Genomic DNA, 21,595 nt, shown 5'->3' on the forward strand with positions numbered 1-21,595 from the left:
ACCCGGAAGTACACGAACCGGAAGACCGTGTCGAAGTACCGGTCGTAGAGGAGTCCGAATGCCGCACCGTCGCCGGCTTGGGCCCGCTCGATGAGCGCCCAGACCTCGGAGGCCGGGTCGCCGCGGCCCAGCCGAGAAGACCGCATGTCGCCGGCAGTCGCCGCAGCGCGGCCGGCTGTATCCAGCTGCCACGTCGTCGAGTCGACATGACGCAGCGCCTGTAGTCGGGAGGGATCCATCAATATTCTGGATCGACGTGGGCGACGCGCTTCCAGGAACCACGGAGACTCGCGGAGTGCAACCGCGATCACCTGCCGCGCGAACGTTCTATAGTCCATCGCCGGTCCCAGCAACGGCTTCCGGGCCGGGTGCCGGTAGCGTGAGTACGTCCGGCACGCGGGCGATGGGGATGCCGCCGTCTGCCGCCGTCGCGGCCATCGAGCCAGGAACTCCGTTGGCAGGCGGGCGATCGACAACGCGCGCCATACGAACAATTCTGCCGACAAGGATCGGGGCTGTGATTCCGACGGCCAACGCGAGAGACGAATCCGGCAGACGATGGGCGAGAGCAGCAGTGACGATGCCACTCACCGTCATTCGGATGATTACCGCAACGAGGTGGACCTTCCGCGAGTCTGCTGCGTGGCCCTCCGTTCCAGGGACATTTCGCTCTCGGTCGGTCGGCGTAGGTTGCCACGGAAAGCGGCCGGTCCGCACCAGACTGGCCGCGAACTGCAGGGCGTCCACGACGAAGCCACCTGCGATCCCCCACATGGCCGCTTCCCAGACCTTCACCGGACCCGCCGACCTGACAAAGTCGTCATGACCTTCCTCCCCGATGACGCAAACGATCGGTGGGCCGGCCGGTTGCGCCGGCCGCTCGGCCGGGCGCATCGGGTTGGATTCCGCCAGTGTCGTAATGACTGACACTCATGATCAACAGTCGGCGATGGGCGGCTTCGAACTCCGAACTGTCAAGTCGACGATGCCCACAGCGTCGGCTGCGTGCAACCGCCGCAGACAACGGGTGCCCGATGCTCTACAGGTTCACTATGGATTGTGGGAGGCGAGGTCGACGACAGGGCGAGGCTCTACCCGTTCGGGTCGGCTCTGTCGGTCGCGGCCACGCAACCGTGGTCGTTGAGCCGCCTTCGTCGTTGAGTACGCTCGATGTCGGCGTGTTCGGCGGACGGCTGGCAATCAAGATCTACACGATCGTGGCTGTCGAGGAGCACTCGCTGCTGTCTTGATCGATGCCGCCGATCGGTCGGGGGCGCGTCGCGCCGTCGACGCGCTCACGGACGGCGAGGTGGTCGCGAGCGCGTTTCCGATAGACCGGGGACGTTCGACCAGCGGCTGACCTTGGGAGCGGCCGCGTTCGCGAACGATGACTTTGCGAGCGCGGCAGATGGACCGGTCGCCACAGGCCCCGCCGAGCGGCCCGGTCCTGTTGCCGTTGCTAACGCCGGCGGCGCGGCGCTGGCATGGATGAGGAGCACCGCCGCGTTGCGGCGGCCAGCGATGTTCAGAAGCCGGTCGACAGTCATGGTCACGTCGGTCGCGCCCGAGAGTTCCAGCGCAAGTGTGGTCTCCGGAACTGCGCGATAGACGGCTCTGTTACACACCAGGAGCGGTCCCTGTTCGAGCGGGCAGACGCTGACGTCGCCGGCGCGCACGCTGGAAGCCAGCAGCACGCCTGCGATACCGCCTGGTTTGGCGGCCTCGCCGGAGTCACGGCGTTGGCGTGCGATGGTGTGGTCGACCGTGACCTGGGCGAGCCGACCGCCGTTGATCGTGTATGCGCGGCAATCGCCTGCCCAGGCGAGCTCGAACCGGACGCCATGCCGGTGCTCTGGGGCCAGGTAGGCAGCAACCACGATGAGGGAGGCGTCGCCGGTTTGGCTCTCGTGCACGCCTCCGTAGTGGGCGTTGATAGCGGCGCGAGCGGCGTGCAGCCCCGCAGCGGGTGCCGAGTGGAGAGCGACGGCGGCTGCGATGTCGGCCGCCATCGACGCCGCAATGCCCGACTCCGCGTGCTGCCCGATGCCGTCCGCCAGGGCCCACACGGTGACGCCGATGGCATCGTTGTGCCTGGTCGTGATGGCGGTCGTGTGGGTGCTGCTACGCGCCGAAGCGGAGACGGTAAGGCGCCCTTCGTCGTCCCGCGAGCGCGCAACCTGCGGCTGGGGCGGGAACGGCGGCGGGTCGGTGCCGCTGGAGGTTGCGTTGCGCACGTCCCACGCTTCGACGACGCCCCGGGTGACGTCGGTGGCCGTGACGCCGAGCAGTTCGGCGGCGACCTCGGCCATCTCCCGGCTGGCGTACGGGGCGTCGATGAACAGCTCGGCGATCGCCTGGTACACCGTGATCCGGTCGCCGGCGTACTCAGCCGGGTTGGTGATGTGCCCGGCTGCGAACAGGCGCTTGATGGTGTTCGTCATCTGGACCTGGGCGAGCGGCCGCACCCTCCCAACGATCTCGCTCATCGCCCAGCGCGGATCCATGTCGGCCAGCATGGCCGCTGGGTCCTTGCCGCTGGGTAAACGGGCTCCGGACACCTTTCCCGGCCACTTGGCCGCGATCGGATAGGCACGGTCGACCGCCCGTTGGCCGGCCTCGTCGCCGTCGAAGGCAAGGATCAGGTGCGCGCCGGGCAGCGCCTCGCGGAGCAGGTCGAGCTGCTCGCCGGTCAGTCTCGTACCGCACGGCGCTACGACGTACACCCGCTGCGTCTCCAGGATTGTCGCGTGGGCCGCGGCCATGCGGTGCATCGCCACGACATCGGCTGCCCCCTCGACCACGAACACCACGGGCTCCAGGTTCGCGCCTGGTGGGTGCGCGAGCTGCTGCCCGAGCCCGTACAGCACCAGTCGCTTGTGGTAGATCGCGGTCTCCGGGCTGTTGAGCCAGCGAGCATCAGCCCGGCCGGAAAGGTCGCGGGCGGTGAAGGCGATGACCCGGTTCGCCTGATCGGTGATGGGGAACATGATCCGGTCTCGGAACCGGTCGAGCAGGTGCCCGCTCTTGCCGTGGACGAAGCCGAGGCCGGCCGCCGTCACCTCCGCAGCCGTGAACCCGCTGCCCAGCAGGTGCGTTGCGAGCTCCGTCCACCGGCTCGGTGCGTACCCGAGCTGCCATAGCTCGTCCGCGCCGGCTACCTCGGTGATGCCGTGGCTTTCGAGGTAGGCGGCGGCCTTGGGGGAGGAGGCCAGCCGCCCGGCGTAGAACCGGGCGGCAGCGGCGTTGGCGGCGTACAGCCGCTCAAGGTCAGTCATCGTTGCTCCCGGTCGGCTTCGGAGTCGGACCGTGACTGGGGAGTGCCGCGACAGCGCGACTGTGCAGAAGGTCGGTCAGCGCCACGAACGTCGCCTCGAACTGCTGGTGGTCGGCGCCGGAGTGATGCTGCTGACCGCTCACGACGCACCGCGGTCCAGATCAGGATCGCCGAAGCCGGCCGGGCCCGCCAGGTCATCACGCGCCCGGGCGGTGATCGCCTCGACGTTGGCTGCAGTGTCGGCGCCGATCGCGTCAGCGCGCTCCCCGAGGTACCACGGCTGCAGCTCGATCATCGCCGCACGCGCTCCCGTCGCGAGGAGGATGGCCCGGCCGCGAGGCAGTGCGCGCAGGTCGCCGGGTTCGAGGATGCGGCGGCGTTGCACACTGGTGGAGTAGCTGGCGTAGCCGTTGCCGTCCCGGTTGATGGATGTCACGGCGACGTCGTGGTCGCCGATGAGCCGGGAGACGTCCTCGGCGTGGCGGGCATCGTCGAGGCCGGCGCCGATGAGCTTGATGGTGGCGGCGGACCACAACGCGGCCATGCCGCGGGTTCCCCAGACGCCTTGGCCCTGGGCGAGGTTCTGGATGATGGTGATCGGGATGATCGCCCGGCCGCCGAGGTGGCTGTACAGCTGGGGCAGGTCGGCGATCTTGCAGATGTTCGCCGCTTCGTCGAGGACGGCGAGCACGGGCGGGTCGATGCGCCCGCCGGCCGCCTCGGCGCGGTCGACCGCTGCGCGAAACACCGCGTCGGTGAGCGCGGCAACCAGCGGTGCGGCCGCTCCGGCGCCTTCCTTGCTGAGGAGGTACAGCGTGTCGCGGGACGCGGGGAGGGTGGTCACGTCGAGCTGGTCGAGGCCGGCGCGTGGTGGCGTGACCCAGTCCATGATGTCCGGGTCGGATAGGCAGCGCGCCGCGGTGCGCGCGGTCTCGTACACACCGTCGCGGGTTTCGGGGGCGCCGCCCTGCCGGCCGGCCAGGGATCTCGCTGCCTGCGGGAATCCGGCAGCGCGGAGCAGCGTGGCCGGTTCGCGGCTGGTGACGTCCGACAGCCAGGCCTGCACGTCGGCGAGGGTGCCGCCGCAGTTGGCGGCGGCCAGGAAGAGGCAGGTGAGCAGGTCTCCCGCGGCGAGTGGCCAGAACGGGTCGGACGTGTTGGTGCCGCGGATCTCCTGGATGAAGTGGTCGGCGAGCCGGCTGGCCGTTTCGACGGTGGTCGCCGTGGACAGCGGGTCCCACCAGAACGTCTGCGGCTGGCGTGTCACCCGCTGCGGGTCGAAGAGCCAGACCCGGCCGACGCGCGCCCGTGCCCGTACCGTCGCCGCCCAAACGTCAGATCGGTTGGAGGTGGCCAGCACGGGGCCTGGCGCGTCGAGGATCGGCGGGACGGCCAGCGCGGTCGTCTTGCCGGCGCGCGGTGCCATGACCGCCAGGAGCACGTCTTCCCAGCTGGACCGCAGCACTGGGCCGGGGCGGCGACGAGTGGTGACGAGCCGTCCGAGGGCGATGCCGACGTCTTCCGGCGCGACCACGTGAGCGGTGAGGCTGGGCCGCAGCCGCCGCGCTCGCCGGACCGCCGTGTCACCGATGAGGTCCGCCAGGTCGCGCGGCCGGGCGAGGGAGGGCAGTGGATCGCCCGCCAGGGGACGGTGCGCCTGCCACCACGCCCAGGCCCAGCATCCGGGGGCGGTCGCGGCCGCGAGCAGGACGGCGTAGACGAGCAGGACCAGCCATGGAGGGACGCCCGGCCAGAGCCGTTGCCAGTCGCCGTCGAGGAGCCGGGCGGCGAAGTCCCAGCCGTAAGGCAGGCCGGTGTGCCATGGCCGGCCCGACAGCACCGAGGCGAGGCGGCCGGCGAGCCAGCCGAGCCAGGTCAGTGCGACTGCCGAGGCGCAGGCGCCGAGGATCAGCCAGGGCGCTACGGGGTATCCGCCGACGCTGCCCCGAGGGCGGATCGGCCGCTGGCTGCCGATCATCGCGCGCCTGCCCTGACGGCCGTGTCCGTGTCGTAGAGCGCGAACTCGTCCCCGACGAGGTACAGCGCGACCGGCATGCCGGCGCGTTCGCCGGTCTTGAGGAGGTACTTGCCGCGTCCGGGATGCGCCGCGCCGGGCAGGAGCGTGTCCGGGGCGGCCCAGGAGGCGACCATGTCCCGTTCCGGTCCGGACAGCCGGACGATGCGGCCGACCCGGTCGAGCTCGCGGCCGGGGAGCGCGGCGAGGACCTTGACGGCGCAGCGTTCGGCCATGCCGCGGCCCTTCGCCCGGTCTTCGTCGCTGCCGAGCGCCTCGAGGTCGTCGAGTGAGTGGGTGAGCATGATCTGGGCGACGCCGAGGTTGCGCGACAAGCGGGTGAGCGCGTCGGCCGGCTCGACCAGGCCGGGGGCTCCGCGCAGGGCCCGCCACAGCTCGTCCATCACCGCCAGGTGCCGCCGGCGCGGCGCGAGCCCCTGCTCGGCGAGCGCGGCCGCGGCGTCGATGACCGCGTACCCGTAGCTCCAGGTGGACAGCATCGCCGCGGCCACCAGCTTGTCGCCCGCGGTGGCCACCCGGGAGATGTCGACGCTGACCGCCTTCGCCGACAGGTCGATCGGGGTTGAGGTCGCGGCGTCGAAGACGCCGGCGAGGGTGCCCTCGCACAGCAGCCGCAGCGTGGCGACCAGGTCGTCGACGCGGCGGCGGTAGTCCGCGGCCCCGGCGGCCCGGGCGGCGGCGCGGACGGTGTCGGGGCCCTGGTCGAGCACCGCGAGCACGTCGGGAATTACCGGGTCGCCGGTGCTGCGGGCGGCGAGGAGGTCGACCGCCCGGCCGAGCATGACCTCCTCGGCGTTGCTGATCCGCCCGCCGTCGCGGACGAGCGTGCACAGCGCGATCAGCAGCGTCAGCCGGCGGCCGCGGACCTCCAGCCGGAGCTGCTCGGCGTCGGGCCCGCTCATCCTGGCCAGCGCGGCGCCGAGCGGCCCGGCGTCGAGCGGGTTGATGCGGTCGAGCCCACGGCCGACGCGGATCACCTGGCCGCCGAGGTGCTCGACGACGCGGGTGTAGTCCGGTTTCGTGTCGCCGAGGACCAGCACCTGGGAACCGGTGGCGGCCATGCCGATGACGAGCCGCTTCGCGAGCGCCGACTTCCCGGCGCCGGGCTGGCCGAGCACGAACATGCCGGTGTTCGTGATCAGCCCGGCGGACAACCATTCGAACGGATCCAGCAGTACCGTCTCGCCCCACAGCTGGTGCCGGCCGATCGGGACGCCGAGCAGGGGAGCGCCGCTGCCGGCCGTGAACGGGTACAGGCCGGCGGCCTGAACGGTGGTGGCCTGATATTCGGTGCCGCCGGCCACGTGAACGGCGCGGCCGGCGCCTGGCCGTCGCCACCCCCACGCCGGCGGCAATGGCCCGAGCGTGTCTGCATCGATCATTGGGTGTGCTCCTCAAGCATGGGATTCGTCAGTACTTCCAGTGCCGGGCCAGCGCCGGAAGGCAGATGCCGACCGGCAGGGTCGCGGCGAACCCGGCGGCCTGCGAGCGCCACAGCCGGCGAAGCCGCACCTTGCTCGTCTCCGCCCGGCTCTCGATGTCGGCGACCGCCCGGCCGAGCTCGTCGCCGTCGAGGACGGTGGTGGTGACCCAGAGACTGATGCGGCCGACCCCGGCGCCGAGCGCTTCCTCGCGGGCCGCCTGGACGGCCTGCTCGTGGTCGGCGACGTCCCGCGCGGTGGGGTCGAGTTTGCGGGCGCGCCGGTACGCGGCACGGAACTGCGCGGCGTTGACCTGCTGCTCCACCTCGGCCGCCGCCCGCGCCGTGCTCAGCGGCTGGTACAGCAGCGTCACCCGCTTGGCGTGGTCGCCGGGCGCGAGCAGCCGGGCGAGCACGTGGTGCGTGACCGGCTGCCGGGGCGCCTCCTGCCAGGCCCAGCTGACGCTCGTGGCGCCGTCGTGTTCGTACCGGTCCGGGTGCTCCTGCGCCGCGACCGGGCCGGCGCTGCCCCAGTCGAGTAGCTCGGCGGCCGCCTCGGGATCCGCGGCCAGGAGCCGGGTGACGTCCCCGCGGGCGGCGGGATCGAAGCAGCCGCGCACGATGCCGGCGAGCTCGGTAGCGCTGGCGCGGCCGAGTACCGTCAGTCCGCACCCGACGAGGCCGTCCTGCAGGCCCGGCAGGGCTCGTCCGACCTCGGCCAAGTAGTCGTGCACCGTCCTCGGTCGTGCCGCGGACAGGGCCGGCTCGAACGTGATCGACACGTCGGTGTGCACGTCGGCGGTGGCCTGCGGCGCCGTGGCCACGAGCTGTCGCAGGATCTGCACGGCCGCGGGCGGGCCGTCCGGCGCGATGCGCGCGGCGATGTAGTCGGCGAGCCGCGTCCCCGAGTCCGGCGCCGTGTCCACGGTGACGGTGACCCAGCGAACCATCGGGATTCGGCCGAGTCCGGCGAGCCATCCGCCCCAGGTGGACACCCAGGCGGTGGCTGCGTCGGGGTCGGCGAGCCATGTCGACTGGGCGGCGCAGCGCAGCGTGACCGTCATGGTGCGCATCCGGCGGTGCCAGACCACGGCGTAGCCGCCGTCCTGGCCGTCGTCGACGGACAGCAACACGGTCGGGGCGAGCACGCCCGGCAGTTGCCAGGCGTGCCGCTCCGCGGACAGGACCGCGCCCCGGTAGGTCGTCCGGCCCGTGGCGTTGCCGACGGTCCAGCGCAGACGCCGCACGAGCGCCTGCACGACCGTGACGCCGTCCCACTGGGCGAGGTTGCCAATGATGATGACCAGGCAGATCGGGCCGACGGTGAGGAGCCGGGCGACGCTCACCGACGCGGTGATGAGCGCGATCGTGGTGGCCGCGAGCACCGTCATCGTCTGGCCGAGGCCGAGACCGAACAGGCCCACGGCGCGCGCCCGCCGCCAGCCGCCGTACATAGGTGGCTCGTCCCTGGCCATGCCGGTCACTCCTGCTGCGCCGCGCGCGCCGCCGCACGGGCCGCCGACCCGACGACCTTGGCGCCCAGCACGACGCCGGCAACGACCGGTGCGGCCGGACCGGCGGCGGCCGACGTCGCCGCGGCGGCAGCCGTCGTGGCGGACCCGGCTGCGGCACCGGCCGCCGGTGCCGGGCCGGTGAACGTCGGCGGTGTCGGCTTCGGGGCGCCCGAGCCGGTACCGCCGCTGGGAGACGGCGGATTCCGGCGAGTCATGTCCCGCGCGTACTCCGTGGCGCCGTACCCGGAAGCTCCACGGTGCGCGGCCACGGCGTGCAGACCAGCCGCTCCAGCCGCGGCAAGCATCCCGCCCGAGTTGCCGGCCTGCTGGACGGCGCCGACGGTCCAGTTGAAGAACCGCATCATCGCCGGCAGCGCGACCAGACTCAGCACCAGCATGCCGATGCCGGTGAGCCAGGTGGCGATGTCCTTGTTCGCCCGGTCGCCGACGAGCATGAACGCAACCCCGTACGAGGTGGCCGCGAACGGTTCGTAGAACACCAGCGCGAGCAGCCAGCCGAGCACCCGCCGTAGCCAGTTCGAGGTGCCGGCGGTGAAGGTTCCCGACGCTGCCAGCTGCAGCATCCCGGCCAGGATGATGATCGCGCCGTTGCGGAACAGCAGCAGCATGGCCTGAGTGAGGCTCGCCAGCAACGCGAGGAACCCGACCGTGATGACCAGGACAGCGGACATGCCCGGCGGCATCGGTGCGAGCAGCAGCTGCATCCGCTCCGCGAGCGCGTCGGTCTTGCAGGTCACGTCCTAGCCGATGCCGGGCTTGCAGTTCATGCCGCGGGTGAGCACCCACTCGCTGTAGGACTCGCACGCGTTCAGCAGCAGCTGGGTGCCGGTGAGGCTGACCGCACCCCACAACGCGGTGGCGAACAGGCCCTTCACAACCGCGATGAGCGGCTCGCCCTTCCGGTTGATGATCAGCAGCAGCGACTGCCACAGGATCCCGCCGGTCGCCACGAACAGCGTGAACGGCAGCATCCACTGCTGCAGCGTCCGCGCCGCCGGCGCCGCCTCCACGTCGACCGGCGGCAGCGCCAGCCACCACGTGATCGTCGACATGATCACGGCCGTGTGCGCGTCGCCGACCATGTTGGCCAGGTGACCGAGCATGCTGTCCGCCAGCATCGTGCTGGCGTCGACGACCGCCTGCTTCGTCCGGCACTCGACGTCCCACCCATCGCACATCACGACCGCCGAGGCAGAGGCACGTAGTCGCCCAGGACGAAGGCGGGCACCGGAACACGGACGGCGGCCCAGTCGCCTTTGGGTGGCGCGATCAGCCGCCAGTCGCCGTCGGACCACACCAACTGGACCACGGCCGCGGCCCACGCGGGTGTGCCGTCGGCCCGGTCCGTCTCGACCAAAACCCGGAGGCTGACCGCTCGCGTGCTGTACGCGTCGATCCGAACGCCCCGGATCGTCGCCGGGATGGGTCCCAACGCTGCGCCGCTGGGGAGCTGCTGCTCCTCGCGAGCGATCTCGTAGCCGAGTCTGACCACTTCGCGGAACTCGGCGGCGTCCGGCCCGACCACCTGCTCCTCAATCGTTGGCTCCCAGACACTCGGTCCGACGTGAGGACTCGTGCGCACCAGGAGGTGCAGCGCCGCCAGTACCGCGCCCGGAGGTGTCTGCCTGAACCCACGCGCCCGGCCGTTGGCCAGGTCGTGTGGCCCCGCGACCGATGACACCGGCAGGTCAAGACCAGCGACGCTGACCCGGGTGAGATGGGTCGGCCACGTGAACTGTCCGCTCACCGGTGATGTGCGTTCCTTGCCCACGACCACCACGCCGCCGAGGACGAGGAGCAGGACGCCGATGGCGGCGACGGCGAGAGGGCCGATGTGGCGGCGCGGCGCCGCGTGACGGAATCGACGGCGGCTCATGACAGCGCCACCCCGGCAAGGCCGGCCGCGAGGCTGGCCAGCGCCAGCCCGGCGAGCACCCACGGCACACCGGCCGCACCGTCGACCGCGGTCTGCGAACGGTTCCGCCGACCGACGATCATCATGCCCGCGCAGATGAAGAAGCCGACGACACCGGCGACGAGCAGCAGCCACTTCCCCCAGCCGAGGAAGGTGTTGGCCATCGCGTCCATCCCGGGCGGCGCCACCGGCGCCGGGTTCGGTGCCAGCACCGGGCCTAGCGTCGGCTCGAGCGCCAACTGCGTGGCGACGATGAGTTTGAGGACCATTTCGATCTCCTCCGACACGACAACGCGGCCCCACTGCGGGGCCGCTGTCGGAGACGTTGCTGGTCTGGTGGTACCGCCGCGGTTGCCGACAGCGTTACGTGCGCTACTCGTAGCGCCGTCGTCTATCGGCCACGGCCAGCGTGGCCGACATGAGCGACGCGTCCACACACTCGACCACGGCACTGGCGGCCGGCACAGCACTCACCGCCGTGCTCGCGGTCCTCGTAGGCCTGGTCGGCTTCATCGCTTCGGGCGCCGTCGCGCTCGCCATGAGCCCCGCACTGGCTGAAGCAACCCCGAGCACACAGCTCAACGTCGAGGCGATTCCGCCGCATGCCCGCCATCTCGTGCCGTGGGTCGTCCGGGCCGGGACAAGCTGTGCGCAGCTGACCCCGCCGATGATCGCCGCACAGATTGACCTCGAGAGCAGCTGGAACGCCGAGGCGGTGGCGCACAATCGCCCGGCCAGCGGTGGCGACGCGATCGGCATCGCGCAGTTCCAGCTCGGCACCTGGGCCACGTGGGGCGACGACTACGACCGGGATGGGCGCGGCGTTCCGGAGGACCCCGAGGACGCCATCTCCGCGATGGGCCGGCTGATGTGCGATCTCGTCAGCTGGGCCGGTGAGAACGTCGACGCCGGCCGCCTCCGCGGAGATGTGCTCGACCTGGCCTGGGCGGCGTACTTCTGCGGCCGCGGCTGCGTCCTCAGCACGCCCGGCACGGTGTCCGACTACCCGCGGCAGGTTCGAGCCCGGATCGGCAAGTACACCCTGGCGACGGCCGACGCGTGGCGCCTTCCACTGCGAGAGGGCAGCTACGAGCTGGTCAGCCGATTCCGGTCCCCGAACCGGCCGAACCACGACGGCGTCGACCTGGCCGCACCAAGCGGTACCCCGATCTACGCCGCCGCGGCGGGCGTGGTGCTCGACGCCGGATGCACCAGCCCGTACTGCGACCGGCCGGGCAACGAAGACCTGCCCGGCTGCGGCCTGCGCGTCAACATCGACCACGGCAACGGCATCGCGACCCGGTACTGCCACGCGGTCAGGCTCAACGTCACGGCCGGCGCGCACGTCCAGGCCGGACAGGTCATCGCCTGGGTCGGCTCGACCGGGCACTCATCCGGCCCGCACCTGCACTTCGAGGTGCATCGCGGCGCGCCACCGCTGCGGTCGGCGAACGCCATCGACCCACTGGCCTTCATGGACTCCGTCGGCGTGCACATCCCGCGCGACCCCCATTGAGTTCGTCGCTCCCCTCGGAGGATGACATGCTCGTGCACCTCTACAGCCAGAACGCTTCCCGCAACCTTGCCGCCTCGGTCGTCGCCGCAGCCCGCGTTCCACACCAGGCAGGTGTCAAGCCAGACGACGCGCTGCTCATCGGTACCGGCGGCGGCTGGGAGCTGGGCAACTGGCGCGAGGAACTGCGGCAGCTGACCGCGCGCAACGCGGTCAACGCCTTCGCCGTCCGGACACTGCCTACCGAGCGCCGGCTGACGGATGCGGAGTGGGCAACGGTGGCCCGTGGGCTGGCCGACCAAATCGGCCGAGCTGACGACCCCCTGGCAGTGGTGCGTACGACGCCAACCAGCACCGTGCTCTTCGTCGAGGCATCCAACCGTTCACTGCACCGAGACCGAGCCCTCGCCTTCGTCGGCGACGTGACGGTCCGCCTGCAGCGAGGGGAGACCGTCGCGATGGCCGTCAGGGCGGCAGGAAGTCCCGATGTCGCGCAAGCATCGCCGGGCGACGTCGCGGGGCTGAGCTTCGCCGAGCCTGCCGGCGCCTCGCCGACCGCTGCACCACAACCAGCCGCGGTTCCGGCAGGCCCGGCCATCGTTCATCCCCATACGCGGTAGCGGTCGGGACCCACGGCCGTGCCTCCTGTAGGTTCTCAAATAACATGGCCCATTCTCAAAAGAGATGTCCACGTTCTGTCCCATGGGACATATCGATGAGAAGCTACTCCGGCGTGTCGTGATACCTGTCGATGGCTTGGCTGTCAGGATCGCGGTATGGCTGCGACCCGTTTGCTTGACGCTGAGCATATCGCGGTGAGGTACCGGTCGTGTACCGGCGCGGAGGTGGAGTCCACGCTCGATCGGGTGGTCGTGGACGAGGTGGCCGGCGGCGTTCCGGTGCGTGAGTTCCGTTGGTACAAAGGTCGTCGGCACTATTCGGGCTGGTATTGGTCCTCGAAGATGCGGCGCATGGTGGTCTACGAGAGTCGTCTCGAACTGGCGCGGATCATGCTCGCGGACTTCGATCCGATGGTGGTCGCGATCGCCGCGCAACCGTTGCAGCTGAATGGTTTCGATGGCGCACGTACCCGCCGGCATGTGCCGGATCTGCTGCTGGTTGACCGGATCGGCGGGGTCACCGTGGTTGACGTCAAGGCCCCGCACAAGCGGGACGATCCGCAGGTGCAGGCGTTGATGGCGTGGACTCGGGACGTGGTGAGCCTGCGGGGTTGGGGCTTCGAGGAGTGGTACGGGGCGCCGCGGCAGGTGCTGGCCAATGTCGGCTTCCTTGCGGGCTATCGCCGGGACACGGTGGTGGATCAGCGTCTGGTCCCGCAAGTGTGTGCCGCGGTCGGTGCTGGCTCGACGATCGTGGACGTCGAACGGTCCCTGGCTGGCCGGGATGCGGCGATGGTGCGGCCGGTGGTGCTGCATCTGGTGTGGGGCGGTGTGTTGGTCACCGATCTGACGGTCCCGTTGGGTGGGCTGAGCGTGGTCCGGCCGAGCCGATCACCGGATGTGGCCGGATGACTGGCCAGTCGGTGTTGTTGCAGGTTGGCGCCCGGTTCGCGTTCGACGGTGAGGTCGTCGAGGTCATGCAGTTGGAAGGCGCCCGGGTCAGCGTGCGGGATGCCCGGGACCGGTGGCGCACGCTGGGCCTGTCCGGGTTTCTGGCGACGGCGACCGCTGCCGGTGAGCAGGTGCCGATGCCGGCGTTGGGTACTCGGCTGGCCGCGCTGAGCGCGGGGCAGCGTGACGCGTTGACGCAGCGAGCGCAGCATGTGCGGGAGGTGCTGACCGGCTACCGCTCCGGCACGGCGGAGCAGGCGCGGGCAGGTGAGCCTCGCCCGGAGTACGCCTCGGACCGGCCGATGCGTGCCCGGCAGACGGCCAAGGCGACGGAACTGGGGGTGTCGGAGCGCACGGTGCGCCGCTGGGTGCAGGCATACGTCCGCGACGGTGAGGCCGGGCTGCTGGACGAGCGTCAGGTGACCGGGCGGGGGTCCACCGTGGATCCTCGGTGGGAGCAGGCGTGCCGGATGGTGATGGCGGAGCTGGTGCCGGCGTCGACCCCGACCACGAGCGCGGTGCTGCGGCTGGTCGACGCCCGGCTGGACGAGCAGTACGGCGCCGGGGTGGTGCCCCGGCCGTCACCGGCGACTGCGTATCGGCAGCTGGCCCGGCTGGCCAAGGGCACCAATGCGGTGCGGGGCAGCGCCAAGGGGCGCCGCTCGATCGCGGATCGTCCGAAGGGGGTGTATGGGCGGCTGCGGGCGACCCGGCCGGGTGAGTACGTCATTTTGGACACGCAGAGCCTGGACGTGTTCGCGATGGAGCCGGTGACCTGTCGGTGGCTGCCTTGCCAGCTCACGGTGGCTCAGGACTTGTTCACCCGTTGCATCATCGGGTTGCGGGTCACGCCGGTGTCCACGAAGGCGGTGGACGTGGCCGGGGTTCTGCACCAGGCCGTGCTGCCGCAGGCCCTGCCCGACACCGTGTCGGCTGAGGGGCGGTGGCCGTATCACGGGCTGCCGCAGCAGGTGGTGTTCACCGAGAACCAGCCGGCGCCGGATGGGCCGGTCTACGCCCCGGAAACCCTGGTGGTCGACCACGGGAAGGCGTTCCTGTCCGCGCACATCATCAGCGTGTGCACCCGGCTGGGCATCTCGATACAACCAGCGCAGCCCAGGAAACCTACGGACAAGCCGACCGTGGAGCGCTTTTTCAAGACGCTCCGGGAAGGGCTGATCCAGTACCTGCCAGCCTACAAGGGACCGGACGTCTACAGCCGCGGTGTGGCCGTGGAGGATGCCGCGTTCTTCTACGTGCACGAGTTGGAGGACGCGATCCGCGAGTGGACGGCGCTGGTCTACCACCGCAGCAAGCATGACGGTCTGGCCGTTCCGGAGTGGCCGCACCTGGACTTGTCACCCAACGACATGTATGAGGTCGGACTGGCCCGCGCCGGGCTGTTGCGCATCCCGGCGTCGGCGGATCTGGCCTACGACTTCCTGGACACCGTGGCCCGCACCATCCAGCGCTACGGCGTCGAGGTCAACGGGTTGCGCTACAACGGGTGCGGTCTGGACGGCTACCGCAACACGCGCAGCCCTTACGGCGGGGCACTGAACGGCAAGTGGCCGATCCGGGTCAACCCCGACGACGTGCGGTACGTATGGTTCCAGGACCCGGCCGACCATCGGTGGCACCGCCTCGATTGGGAACACGCCGCCGCCATCGGCGCACCGTTCAGCTTCGAAGCCGCCCAGTACGCGCGCCGTCTACCGCTGCGTGCGGATCGGCTGCCCGAGCCCGCCGCCGCGTTGGGCGAGCTACTGGCCCGCTGGGACACGGGCATGGTTACCGACCGGCGCGAGCGGCGGATGGCCGCGCGGCTGGGCGCCGAAAACGCCGCCCTGGCCACGCCGGACAGCCCGGCCGAGCAGGCCGTCGCGTTGCCCACCGTCGCTCAACTCACCAACCACCGGGCCGGACTGGGACTCCGTCTCGTCGCCGATCCGGCATCCGAGCCGGAGCCGCTGGCCTTGACGGGGGATGACGACGAGGACGAGGAGATCTTCGACGACCCGGACGAGGACTTCTACGCCGACGCGTTCGAGGTCATCGAATGAGTGGCGGCGGGCTCTACACCCTGTCCCGGAAGGAGGGTTGGCGCCGCTACGTGGACCAGCCCGCCCGCACCCGCCCGGAGGTGTTGACGGTCAAGCAGTTGGCCGGGTTGGGCCGCGACGCGCGGGAGGAATACGACGAGGCGCGGCATGGCTGGCACGCCAACTTCGGCATCCTCAAGACCCCGCAGTTGGCCGGGTTGCACGACGAGTTGGGCCAGATCGTGGCGACCAACCGGCAGGACCCCGACCGGGTCCGGGGCGCCGCGGTCATCGACGCGTTGCCCGGCCTGGGCAAGACCACGATCGCCAACACGTTCGCCCGGGACTTCGACCGGACCCAGATCCGCCGGTTCGGGGCGTTCACTGATGAGGGCCATGAGCGGCTGCCGGTGTTCCGGGTCGGGCTGACGTCGCGGACCACGCTACGCACGCTGAACCGGATGATCTGCGACTTCTACGGGCACCCGGGCACCGAACGGGCCAACGCCGCGCAACTGGCCAGCCACGCGGTGGACTGCGTGCTGTCATGTCAGACGCGCGTCGGGATCATCGACGACCTGCACTTCATCGATCCGCATCGCAAGGACGGGGTCGAGGTGTCCAACCACCTGAAGTGGTTGGCGAACGAACTGCCGGTGACGTTCATCTACGCCGGGGTCGGTCTGGCCGAGCGTCGCCTGTTCGCCGAAGGGCTGCTCGGCGAGCATAGCGCGCTGGCGCAGACCGCCCGCCGATGGACCCGCCTGGAGTTGCCTCCGTTCCACATCACCAGCAACGACGGGCGCCGGCAGTGGCGGAGTCTTGTCAAGTCCACCGAACGGCAACTCGTGCTGGCGCAGCACCAACCCGGCATGCTGGTCGACCTCGCCGACTACCTGTTCACCCGCAGCACCGGGCACATCGGCTCGTTCATCACCCTGATCACCCGCGGCTGTTTCAAAGCCATCCGCACCGGGGCCGAGCGACTCACCGCCGACCTGTTCGACACCGTGCGCATCGATGAGGCATCCGAACAAGCCCGCAGCGAGTTGGCGGCCGCGTTCGCCGCCGGCCGATTGTCGACCGCGTCACGGTCCCCGCGGCGTCGGGCGGCGGTGTCGTGACACCACGTCCGGAGCGGAGCCTGCCGCTGCGGGTGCTGCCCAGTCCCGGGGAAAGCCTGGACAGTTGGCTGGAACGCACCGCCCGGCGCAGCGGCCTGCCGGTCCGGCGGCTGCTGCCCGTCCTGGGCCTGCCCACCGGACAGCTGGGTGGCCATCACGCCCTGGTGTCGGGCACCCCGACCAGCGTGCTGCGCCGGATGGAACGCCAGGCCGGACTGCAACTCGGCCGGCTGGACACCACGGTCGTCGAGCGGTACGCCGGGCTGGGCTGGGAGCCGCTGCGCGGCAGTCGCTACTGCCCACAATGTCTGAGCGAGCACAGTGGACGATGGGCGATCCGGTGGCGGCTGCCATGGGTGTTCGCCTGCACCGGGCATCTGCTGCTGATGCCCGACCGGTGCCCCGGCTGCGGGCAGATGCCCCGCCGGTATCTCGCCGGTCCCGCGGGGCTCCATCCACCGGGCACCTGCCCGAACCTGATCCGCCGTGGCCAGCTCTGCGGCACGGACCTCACGGCCGCGCCCTGCCAGCGGTTGACCCAGGATGACCCGCGCATGTCCACGCAGCGGTGGATCAACCACGGTCTCGACAGGGTCGAGGCCGGCCAGGCCGACGCGGTGACCGACCTGACGGATGTCCAGGCGGTCATCACCTGGCTGCGCAGCCGTTGCACGGCGGCCGAGTTCGCCGCCCACGGACCGCCCGCGGTCAGGGCGTTCACCCGCTACATGACGCTACGGACCGACGGACACCGCCCGGAACAGTTCGCGTTCACCGACCCGCTGCTGGTCGCCGCGGTCGCCAGCCACGCCGTCGCCCTGCTGCGGGCCGACACCCCGGACACGGTCATGACCTACCTGGCGCCACTGCTCGGGCGTGGTGGACACGTCGCGGTCAACAGCCTGGGCCGGCCGCAGCCCGTCAAGCTCAGCACCTCCCGGTGGCGCACCCTCTCGCCGGGCCTGCAACAGCGGCTGCTGCACACCGTCGACACGCACCTGTCGCCGCTGGACCGGCTGCGTTACCGGTCCTGCACCGCCTACCCGCGACTGCCCGACCAGGCTGCGGCGGTCGCGCAGCGGGCACGGTGGATACCCCAACTCCTGTGGCCCGACTGGACCATCCGGCTGCTGCCCGCCCACGGGTTCTTCACCGACACACTCCGCGCGGTGCTGTCCACCGCGTTGCTGATGCCCGGCAACCCGCAACGGCGGCTGGCCACCATCACCGCGCACCTGCGACCACACCACCTCGGCGCCGCCCCGGCCACCGTGATCCTGGGCCGATTGAACGACGTCAGCACCGACGATGACGTGCTGGAGGTCATCTGCCGGATCACGGACCTCCTCGACACCCGCGGCGCGCCGATCGACTACCAACGCCGTCGCAGCGTCATCACCACCGACCTGCTCAGCGCCGGCCAATGGCGCGACGTGTGTTTCGCCGCGGACGCCCACCCGGGCGAGGACCGCCGCCACCTCGACGCCCGCCGCTACCTCTACCAGCAGCTCACCGGCAACGACCTGACCACCGTGGGCGGCAACCTGGCGATGGGCAAGCGGGCCGACCGCAGCGCCTACCTGGCGTTCGTCGCGTCCCTGACCACCCCGCTGCGCCACCAACTGCACGAGTACGCCGCCGCGCACTTGCGCGGGCTGGGCATCGACGAGCCGGTCACCTGGGCGCCACCCGGCCACCTCGCCGACGGGTTGGTCCTGCCCGGCCGGGATCCCGACGACATCGACCTGACCACGATCACCCGCCTCGTCATCGAACAGGAGCAGACCCTCGGCGCGGTGGCCCGCACGCTGGGCACGTCCATCGACCACATCCGACTCGCCCTGGACCGCATCCACCGACCACCACGGCAATGGGGCCGCAACGCCGCCCCCGCCACTCACCGCACCCAGCAACGCGCCCGCGCCCTGCTGACCCGCGAGTTCTTCCAACGCGAATACCTGCACGCCGGCAAGACGCTACGACAACTGGAAACCGAGACCGGCCTGCACCGCAAGATCCTGGCCGACTACGCCACACAAGCCGGTATCCCGCTGAAGAACGCCACCCAACGCGAACCGACCCCGATCGACCAAGCGTGGCTGCACGAACAGTACGTGACACAACGCCGGTCCTTCCCCGACATCGCCAAAGAACTCGGCGTGTCCGAGATGACCGTCACCCGAGCCGCCCACCGCCACGCCATCCCCGTCCGGCCGGCCGGCATCACCAGCCACCCCCACATCATCACCAGCCTCGGCAACGGTTTCCCGCCCGACGTGCGAGCCGCCGCCGAAGGACAACTCCACGGCTGGCTACGACTCCGCCGCTTCCAGCAGGCCATGGCCCACCCCAGCCTCACCACCGCCGCCGGGCACCTCGGCGTGCACATCTCCGCGCTGGTCACCCAACTCCAACGCCTCGAACGCGACATCGGCACCCCACTGTTCCACCGCGGCACCCGCAACCAGCCGATGCGCCCCACCGAACACGGAGCCAAGCTCCTCGACACGCTCAACCAGCCCCAGATCCACGCCCTGCTGGAAGAACACGGCCAGCCAATACGCGGATGGGCACCCGACGATCCCCGAAGGACTCGCCCGCCTCAAGCCACAGCGGGATAGCCGATCGTGGCGAGATCCTCGGCGAGATCCTCTGCTGACAGCTGCGGATTCAACTGCTGGACCAACGCCTCACCCAACGGGCGCAGCGCCAGCACCTGCCCGATCGCGTCAAGATCTACGGCGACCTCGTAATAGTCCTCGGCAAACCGTTGGTATGCCTCCGCCGAGCCATCCACCAGCAGCGCGAAGAGGTGCTGCGCACCGTCCGGATCGTCGCCGGGCGGGAACTCGATCTCTCCGGCGTGCCAGCGGTCGTCACCGCGCTGCCGCCACAGGCACACCGTCAACTCCGGCACCCCGTCGAAGCTGAACGCCGGCTCCCGCACACAATGCGCGAAAACCTCGGGCACCGCATCGATCACACCCGGCCACGGCTCACCAAACTCGGACGCGGCCGGACTCATCCGGGACTCATGGTCGAACCCCCGGATGAACACCCCCGCCTCGCAGAACACGATCGAGTATTCGTCACCCGAGCCGTTACGCATCGACGCCATCTCCTCGCCGGGCCCCCAGCCCGAATCGAACGAGAAGTAGCGCGACTCCCACGCCGGACTCAGCACCGCGTCGAGCATCGCCAACGCCCGACACCGATCCCGAAGCACCCCACCGTCCGGCAACGCACGAGCAACATCATGAACGGTCACCCGCACATCCAACCAGCCGCAGGCCCCTGCCCCCATTCCACCCGGGGCAGATCGCAACCGACGCCGTTAGCGACGTGGCCGCCTGTTCGATGCGCGACATGACGGACCATTCCGGCGCACGGTAACGCCACCGTCAACCCCCGCACCTCAACTTGGAATCCAACGCTCGTCGCGCCCGAGCTAGGAAACGGCCAAGTCGATGAGAAGAACCAGCGGACAAACCGATGAGAAGGCTTCCTGCCGTCCAGGTCACAGCCGCTAGCCCGGACAAGATCAACGGGAACCTACACCTCCACCGCAGCCCTACCCGACCCAGCTCGTCGAGGCCTCAGCGCGCGCCATTGTGGAAGCGACCCGGCACTGGCAACGCGCGACGTCGACGCCGGGTCGTGCCCGCCGCATCGTGACAGCCGCCAGACTCGCCTGGGACGCCACGTACCCTCCGGCCTACACGTACGGCTACGCCTCGCTCGCCTCGCACGCCGCTGGAGCTTTCGATACGCTTCGTCGGCGGTTCGACCTGTCCGAACTGCAGCATGCCGAAGCGCGGCGACTGATCGAGCTCGCGGGCCTGCCGGCGCGTCGCCAGCAAGCGCCGACAGCGGTGCCACGTCGTGTGCTGGAGGCCGCGGCGATCGCGGTCATGGATCGCCGCGACGGACGTACGGCGCCGGAAGCCGTGGCGCGTGCCGTACACCGCGAGGCCGCGAGCCAGGGCGGAACGGATGGCGCGTTGCGCCGCGGCCGAGGACATCCTTGCCGGGTTGGGTCCACCGCGCTGTGCTGGACGCCCCGGTAGGCGAGACGACATTGGAGGGTCTGGTGAACTCGACGTTTGCCGCGCTGATCCGCGACTTCAGTGCGGAGTGGACCGGTCGGATCACGCAACATAACCTCGGGCTGCCCGCGTTGGCCGGACCAGCGTCGGTGCTCCACCTATCGCGGACGCGATGCATGTTACCCGGGCAAACTCTGAGTCATCGGTGGTCGTGCGGTTGCACCGCTGCATCCCACGGTGAACCGGCGGACAGGGCGTTGGCCGGCCAACCGCTTTCCGCCTTCACGCCCGGTTGGCGCATTCGGCGACGTCGCCGATCGAGCGCAGCCCAGCCGCAGCTGGCGACGACCGGTGTTGGCTCTCGTCCCCCATGCTGGCGGGCGTCATAGGTTTGCGGCCAGGCCACACAGCCCCAACCCGGTGTTGGAGTGAGGGGGCTCAGGGCGGGCGGTGGGCAGCAGCGAGGCCGGGTCCCGTTCCCTCGATCGGAGGTCCTGCAGCAGCTGTCCCCGCAGGACGCGCAGGCTCGCGGCCAGCATCTGCGGGTTGGTCATCGCGTGGTGCACCAGCTGCCGTCCGAGCTACTGCCGGGCTTCCGGCCGGGCCGCCGTCCCGGTCAGCGCATCCGCTAGCCGGTCGGTGAGCTCGTGCAGGACGCGGCGGCGTCGATCTCTGCCGCCCGCCACAGGCCCGGTGCGCGGAAGTGCGTCGTCCCGGACCTGGGCGAACGCGGCGGCCGCTCCGGTTTGTCGTTACGACCACGGCGTCCACTCGCCGGTTCTCCCGGGTGGATCTGGTGGGACTGCTGGCATCCTCTGACACCCGTCCATGCTGGCCGGGGCACGGCGCATCGCACGTCGCTCCCGATGGTCCCGAAACGCTCCATCGAGCACTTCCTACGTCCTGTGGCTCTCCATGGCCTGCCCCGGCGCTCGTCGACACCCTCGGCGGCGCCGGGCGGACCCGCCTGACCGGGGGCGGCGCCGGCCACACGGGCCAGCGCCGCCTGTACGGACGTGGATCAGGCCGTGGTGAACCTCCATTGCTGGTTGGTGCCGCCGTGGCAGGTCCACTGCAGCAGGCGGGCGCCGTCGGCGGTGGAGTTGCCGTTGACGTCGAT

17 protein-coding genes and 1 pseudogene are annotated in these 21,595 nt (G+C 70.6%); 7 read left to right on the forward strand and 11 right to left on the reverse strand.

What is annotated here, in order from left to right; all coding sequences use genetic code 11:
- The 9 genes and pseudogenes from IEZ31_RS53505 to IEZ31_RS53540 form a co-directional block, all read right to left on the reverse strand.
- Positions 1-128: pseudogene (locus IEZ31_RS53505) on the reverse strand (ECF subfamily RNA polymerase sigma factor, BldN family); the annotation flags it as partial.
- A 1,167-nt stretch (positions 129-1,295) separates the two neighbouring features.
- Entirely contained in the window at positions 1,296-3,275 is a 1,980-nt protein-coding gene (locus IEZ31_RS53510; RefSeq protein WP_190257884.1) for a toprim domain-containing protein, read from the reverse strand.
- Between the two features lie 138 nt (positions 3,276-3,413).
- Positions 3,414-5,252 (reverse strand): type IV secretory system conjugative DNA transfer family protein, encoded by a 1,839-nt coding sequence (locus IEZ31_RS53515; protein ID WP_190257885.1) that lies wholly within the window; start codon positions 5,250-5,252, stop codon positions 3,414-3,416.
- On the reverse strand, positions 5,249-6,691 hold the full coding sequence (locus IEZ31_RS53520) for a putative type IV secretion/conjugal transfer ATPase (protein ID WP_190257886.1): 1,443 nt from the start codon (positions 6,689-6,691) through the stop codon (positions 5,249-5,251). The genes IEZ31_RS53515 and IEZ31_RS53520 overlap by 4 nt, the downstream gene beginning before the upstream one ends.
- Before the next feature lie 28 nt (positions 6,692-6,719).
- Positions 6,720-8,204: an SCO6880 family protein gene (locus tag IEZ31_RS53525; RefSeq protein ID WP_190257887.1), complete on the reverse strand. Its 1,485-nt coding sequence runs from the start codon at positions 8,202-8,204 to the stop codon at positions 6,720-6,722.
- 5 nt (positions 8,205-8,209) lie between these two features.
- On the reverse strand, positions 8,210-9,001 hold the full coding sequence (locus tag IEZ31_RS53530; protein WP_229837225.1) for a hypothetical protein: 792 nt from the start codon (positions 8,999-9,001) through the stop codon (positions 8,210-8,212).
- Between the two features lie 3 nt (positions 9,002-9,004).
- A complete protein-coding gene (locus tag IEZ31_RS57955) occupies positions 9,005-9,442 on the reverse strand; it encodes a hypothetical protein (RefSeq protein WP_229837227.1) in 438 nt (145 codons plus the stop codon).
- Positions 9,442-10,140, reverse strand: coding sequence for a DUF8175 domain-containg protein (locus IEZ31_RS53535; RefSeq protein ID WP_190257888.1), 699 nt, complete (start codon positions 10,138-10,140; stop codon positions 9,442-9,444). The genes IEZ31_RS57955 and IEZ31_RS53535 overlap by 1 nt, the downstream gene beginning before the upstream one ends.
- The gene (locus IEZ31_RS53540) at positions 10,137-10,466 is read right to left on the reverse strand and encodes a hypothetical protein (RefSeq protein ID WP_229837229.1); all 330 of its coding nucleotides are present in this window, start codon (positions 10,464-10,466) and stop codon (positions 10,137-10,139) included. Before IEZ31_RS53540 ends, IEZ31_RS53535 begins: the two co-directional genes overlap by 4 nt.
- A 131-nt stretch (positions 10,467-10,597) precedes the next feature.
- On the opposite strand from IEZ31_RS53540, the gene IEZ31_RS53545 reads away from it, so the two are divergent.
- From IEZ31_RS53545 to IEZ31_RS53570, 6 genes are all read left to right on the forward strand, one after another.
- Positions 10,598-11,695: a peptidoglycan DD-metalloendopeptidase family protein gene (locus IEZ31_RS53545; RefSeq protein WP_190257889.1), complete on the forward strand. Its 1,098-nt coding sequence runs from the start codon at positions 10,598-10,600 to the stop codon at positions 11,693-11,695.
- 26 nt (positions 11,696-11,721) lie between these two features.
- The gene (locus IEZ31_RS53550) at positions 11,722-12,312 is read left to right on the forward strand and encodes a P-loop NTPase family protein (RefSeq protein WP_190257890.1); all 591 of its coding nucleotides are present in this window, start codon (positions 11,722-11,724) and stop codon (positions 12,310-12,312) included.
- 225 nt (positions 12,313-12,537) lie between these two features.
- The gene (locus IEZ31_RS53555; RefSeq protein WP_229837231.1) at positions 12,538-13,224 is read left to right on the forward strand and encodes a TnsA-like heteromeric transposase endonuclease subunit; all 687 of its coding nucleotides are present in this window, start codon (positions 12,538-12,540) and stop codon (positions 13,222-13,224) included.
- Positions 13,221-15,326 (forward strand): TnsB C-terminal domain-containing protein, encoded by a 2,106-nt coding sequence (locus IEZ31_RS53560; RefSeq protein ID WP_190257891.1) that lies wholly within the window; start codon positions 13,221-13,223, stop codon positions 15,324-15,326. The genes IEZ31_RS53555 and IEZ31_RS53560 overlap by 4 nt, the downstream gene beginning before the upstream one ends.
- Positions 15,323-16,429, forward strand: a complete 1,107-nt coding sequence (locus tag IEZ31_RS53565) for an AAA family ATPase (protein ID WP_190257892.1) — start codon at positions 15,323-15,325, stop codon at positions 16,427-16,429. The genes IEZ31_RS53560 and IEZ31_RS53565 overlap by 4 nt, the downstream gene beginning before the upstream one ends.
- Complete coding sequence (locus IEZ31_RS53570) at positions 16,426-19,050, forward strand: TniQ family protein (protein WP_190257893.1); 2,625 nt, start codon at positions 16,426-16,428, stop codon at positions 19,048-19,050. Before IEZ31_RS53565 ends, IEZ31_RS53570 begins: the two co-directional genes overlap by 4 nt.
- Here IEZ31_RS53570 and IEZ31_RS53575 read toward each other — a convergent pair.
- Entirely contained in the window at positions 19,032-19,703 is a 672-nt protein-coding gene (locus IEZ31_RS53575; protein ID WP_190257898.1) for a hypothetical protein, read from the reverse strand. The two genes, IEZ31_RS53570 and IEZ31_RS53575, sit on opposite strands and share 19 nt — an antisense overlap.
- A 337-nt stretch (positions 19,704-20,040) precedes the next feature.
- On the opposite strand from IEZ31_RS53575, the gene IEZ31_RS53580 reads away from it, so the two are divergent.
- A complete protein-coding gene (locus IEZ31_RS53580) occupies positions 20,041-20,496 on the forward strand; it encodes a hypothetical protein (protein ID WP_190257894.1) in 456 nt (151 codons plus the stop codon).
- Between the two features lie 1,000 nt (positions 20,497-21,496).
- Here IEZ31_RS53580 and IEZ31_RS58780 read toward each other — a convergent pair.
- Positions 21,497-21,595 (reverse strand): RICIN domain-containing protein, encoded by a 99-nt coding sequence (locus IEZ31_RS58780; protein ID WP_268241775.1) that lies wholly within the window; start codon positions 21,593-21,595, stop codon positions 21,497-21,499.

The sequence above is a fragment of the Dactylosporangium sucinum genome, assembly GCF_014647515.1.
GTDB lineage: Bacteria > Actinomycetota > Actinomycetes > Mycobacteriales > Micromonosporaceae > Dactylosporangium > Dactylosporangium sucinum.

What these genes read in the sequence shown, in the direction of transcription:
- IEZ31_RS53510 (WP_190257884.1), bottom strand. Translation starts at nt 3,275, where the DNA reads ATGACTGACCTTGAGCGGCTGTACGCCGCCAACGCCGCTGCCGCCCGG.
- IEZ31_RS53515 (WP_190257885.1), bottom strand. Translation starts at nt 5,252, where the DNA reads ATGATCGGCAGCCAGCGGCCGATCCGCCCTCGGGGCAGCGTCGGCGGA.
- IEZ31_RS53520 (WP_190257886.1), bottom strand. Translation starts at nt 6,691, where the DNA reads ATGATCGATGCAGACACGCTCGGGCCATTGCCGCCGGCGTGGGGGTGG.
- IEZ31_RS53525 (WP_190257887.1), bottom strand. Translation starts at nt 8,204, where the DNA reads ATGGCCAGGGACGAGCCACCTATGTACGGCGGCTGGCGGCGGGCGCGC.
- IEZ31_RS57955 (WP_229837227.1), bottom strand. Translation starts at nt 9,442, where the DNA reads ATGTGCGATGGGTGGGACGTCGAGTGCCGGACGAAGCAGGCGGTCGTC.
- IEZ31_RS53535 (WP_190257888.1), bottom strand. Translation starts at nt 10,140, where the DNA reads ATGAGCCGCCGTCGATTCCGTCACGCGGCGCCGCGCCGCCACATCGGC.
- IEZ31_RS53545 (WP_190257889.1), top strand. Translation starts at nt 10,598, where the DNA reads ATGAGCGACGCGTCCACACACTCGACCACGGCACTGGCGGCCGGCACA.
- IEZ31_RS53550 (WP_190257890.1), top strand. Translation starts at nt 11,722, where the DNA reads ATGCTCGTGCACCTCTACAGCCAGAACGCTTCCCGCAACCTTGCCGCC.
- IEZ31_RS53560 (WP_190257891.1), top strand. Translation starts at nt 13,221, where the DNA reads ATGACTGGCCAGTCGGTGTTGTTGCAGGTTGGCGCCCGGTTCGCGTTC.
- IEZ31_RS53565 (WP_190257892.1), top strand. Translation starts at nt 15,323, where the DNA reads ATGAGTGGCGGCGGGCTCTACACCCTGTCCCGGAAGGAGGGTTGGCGC.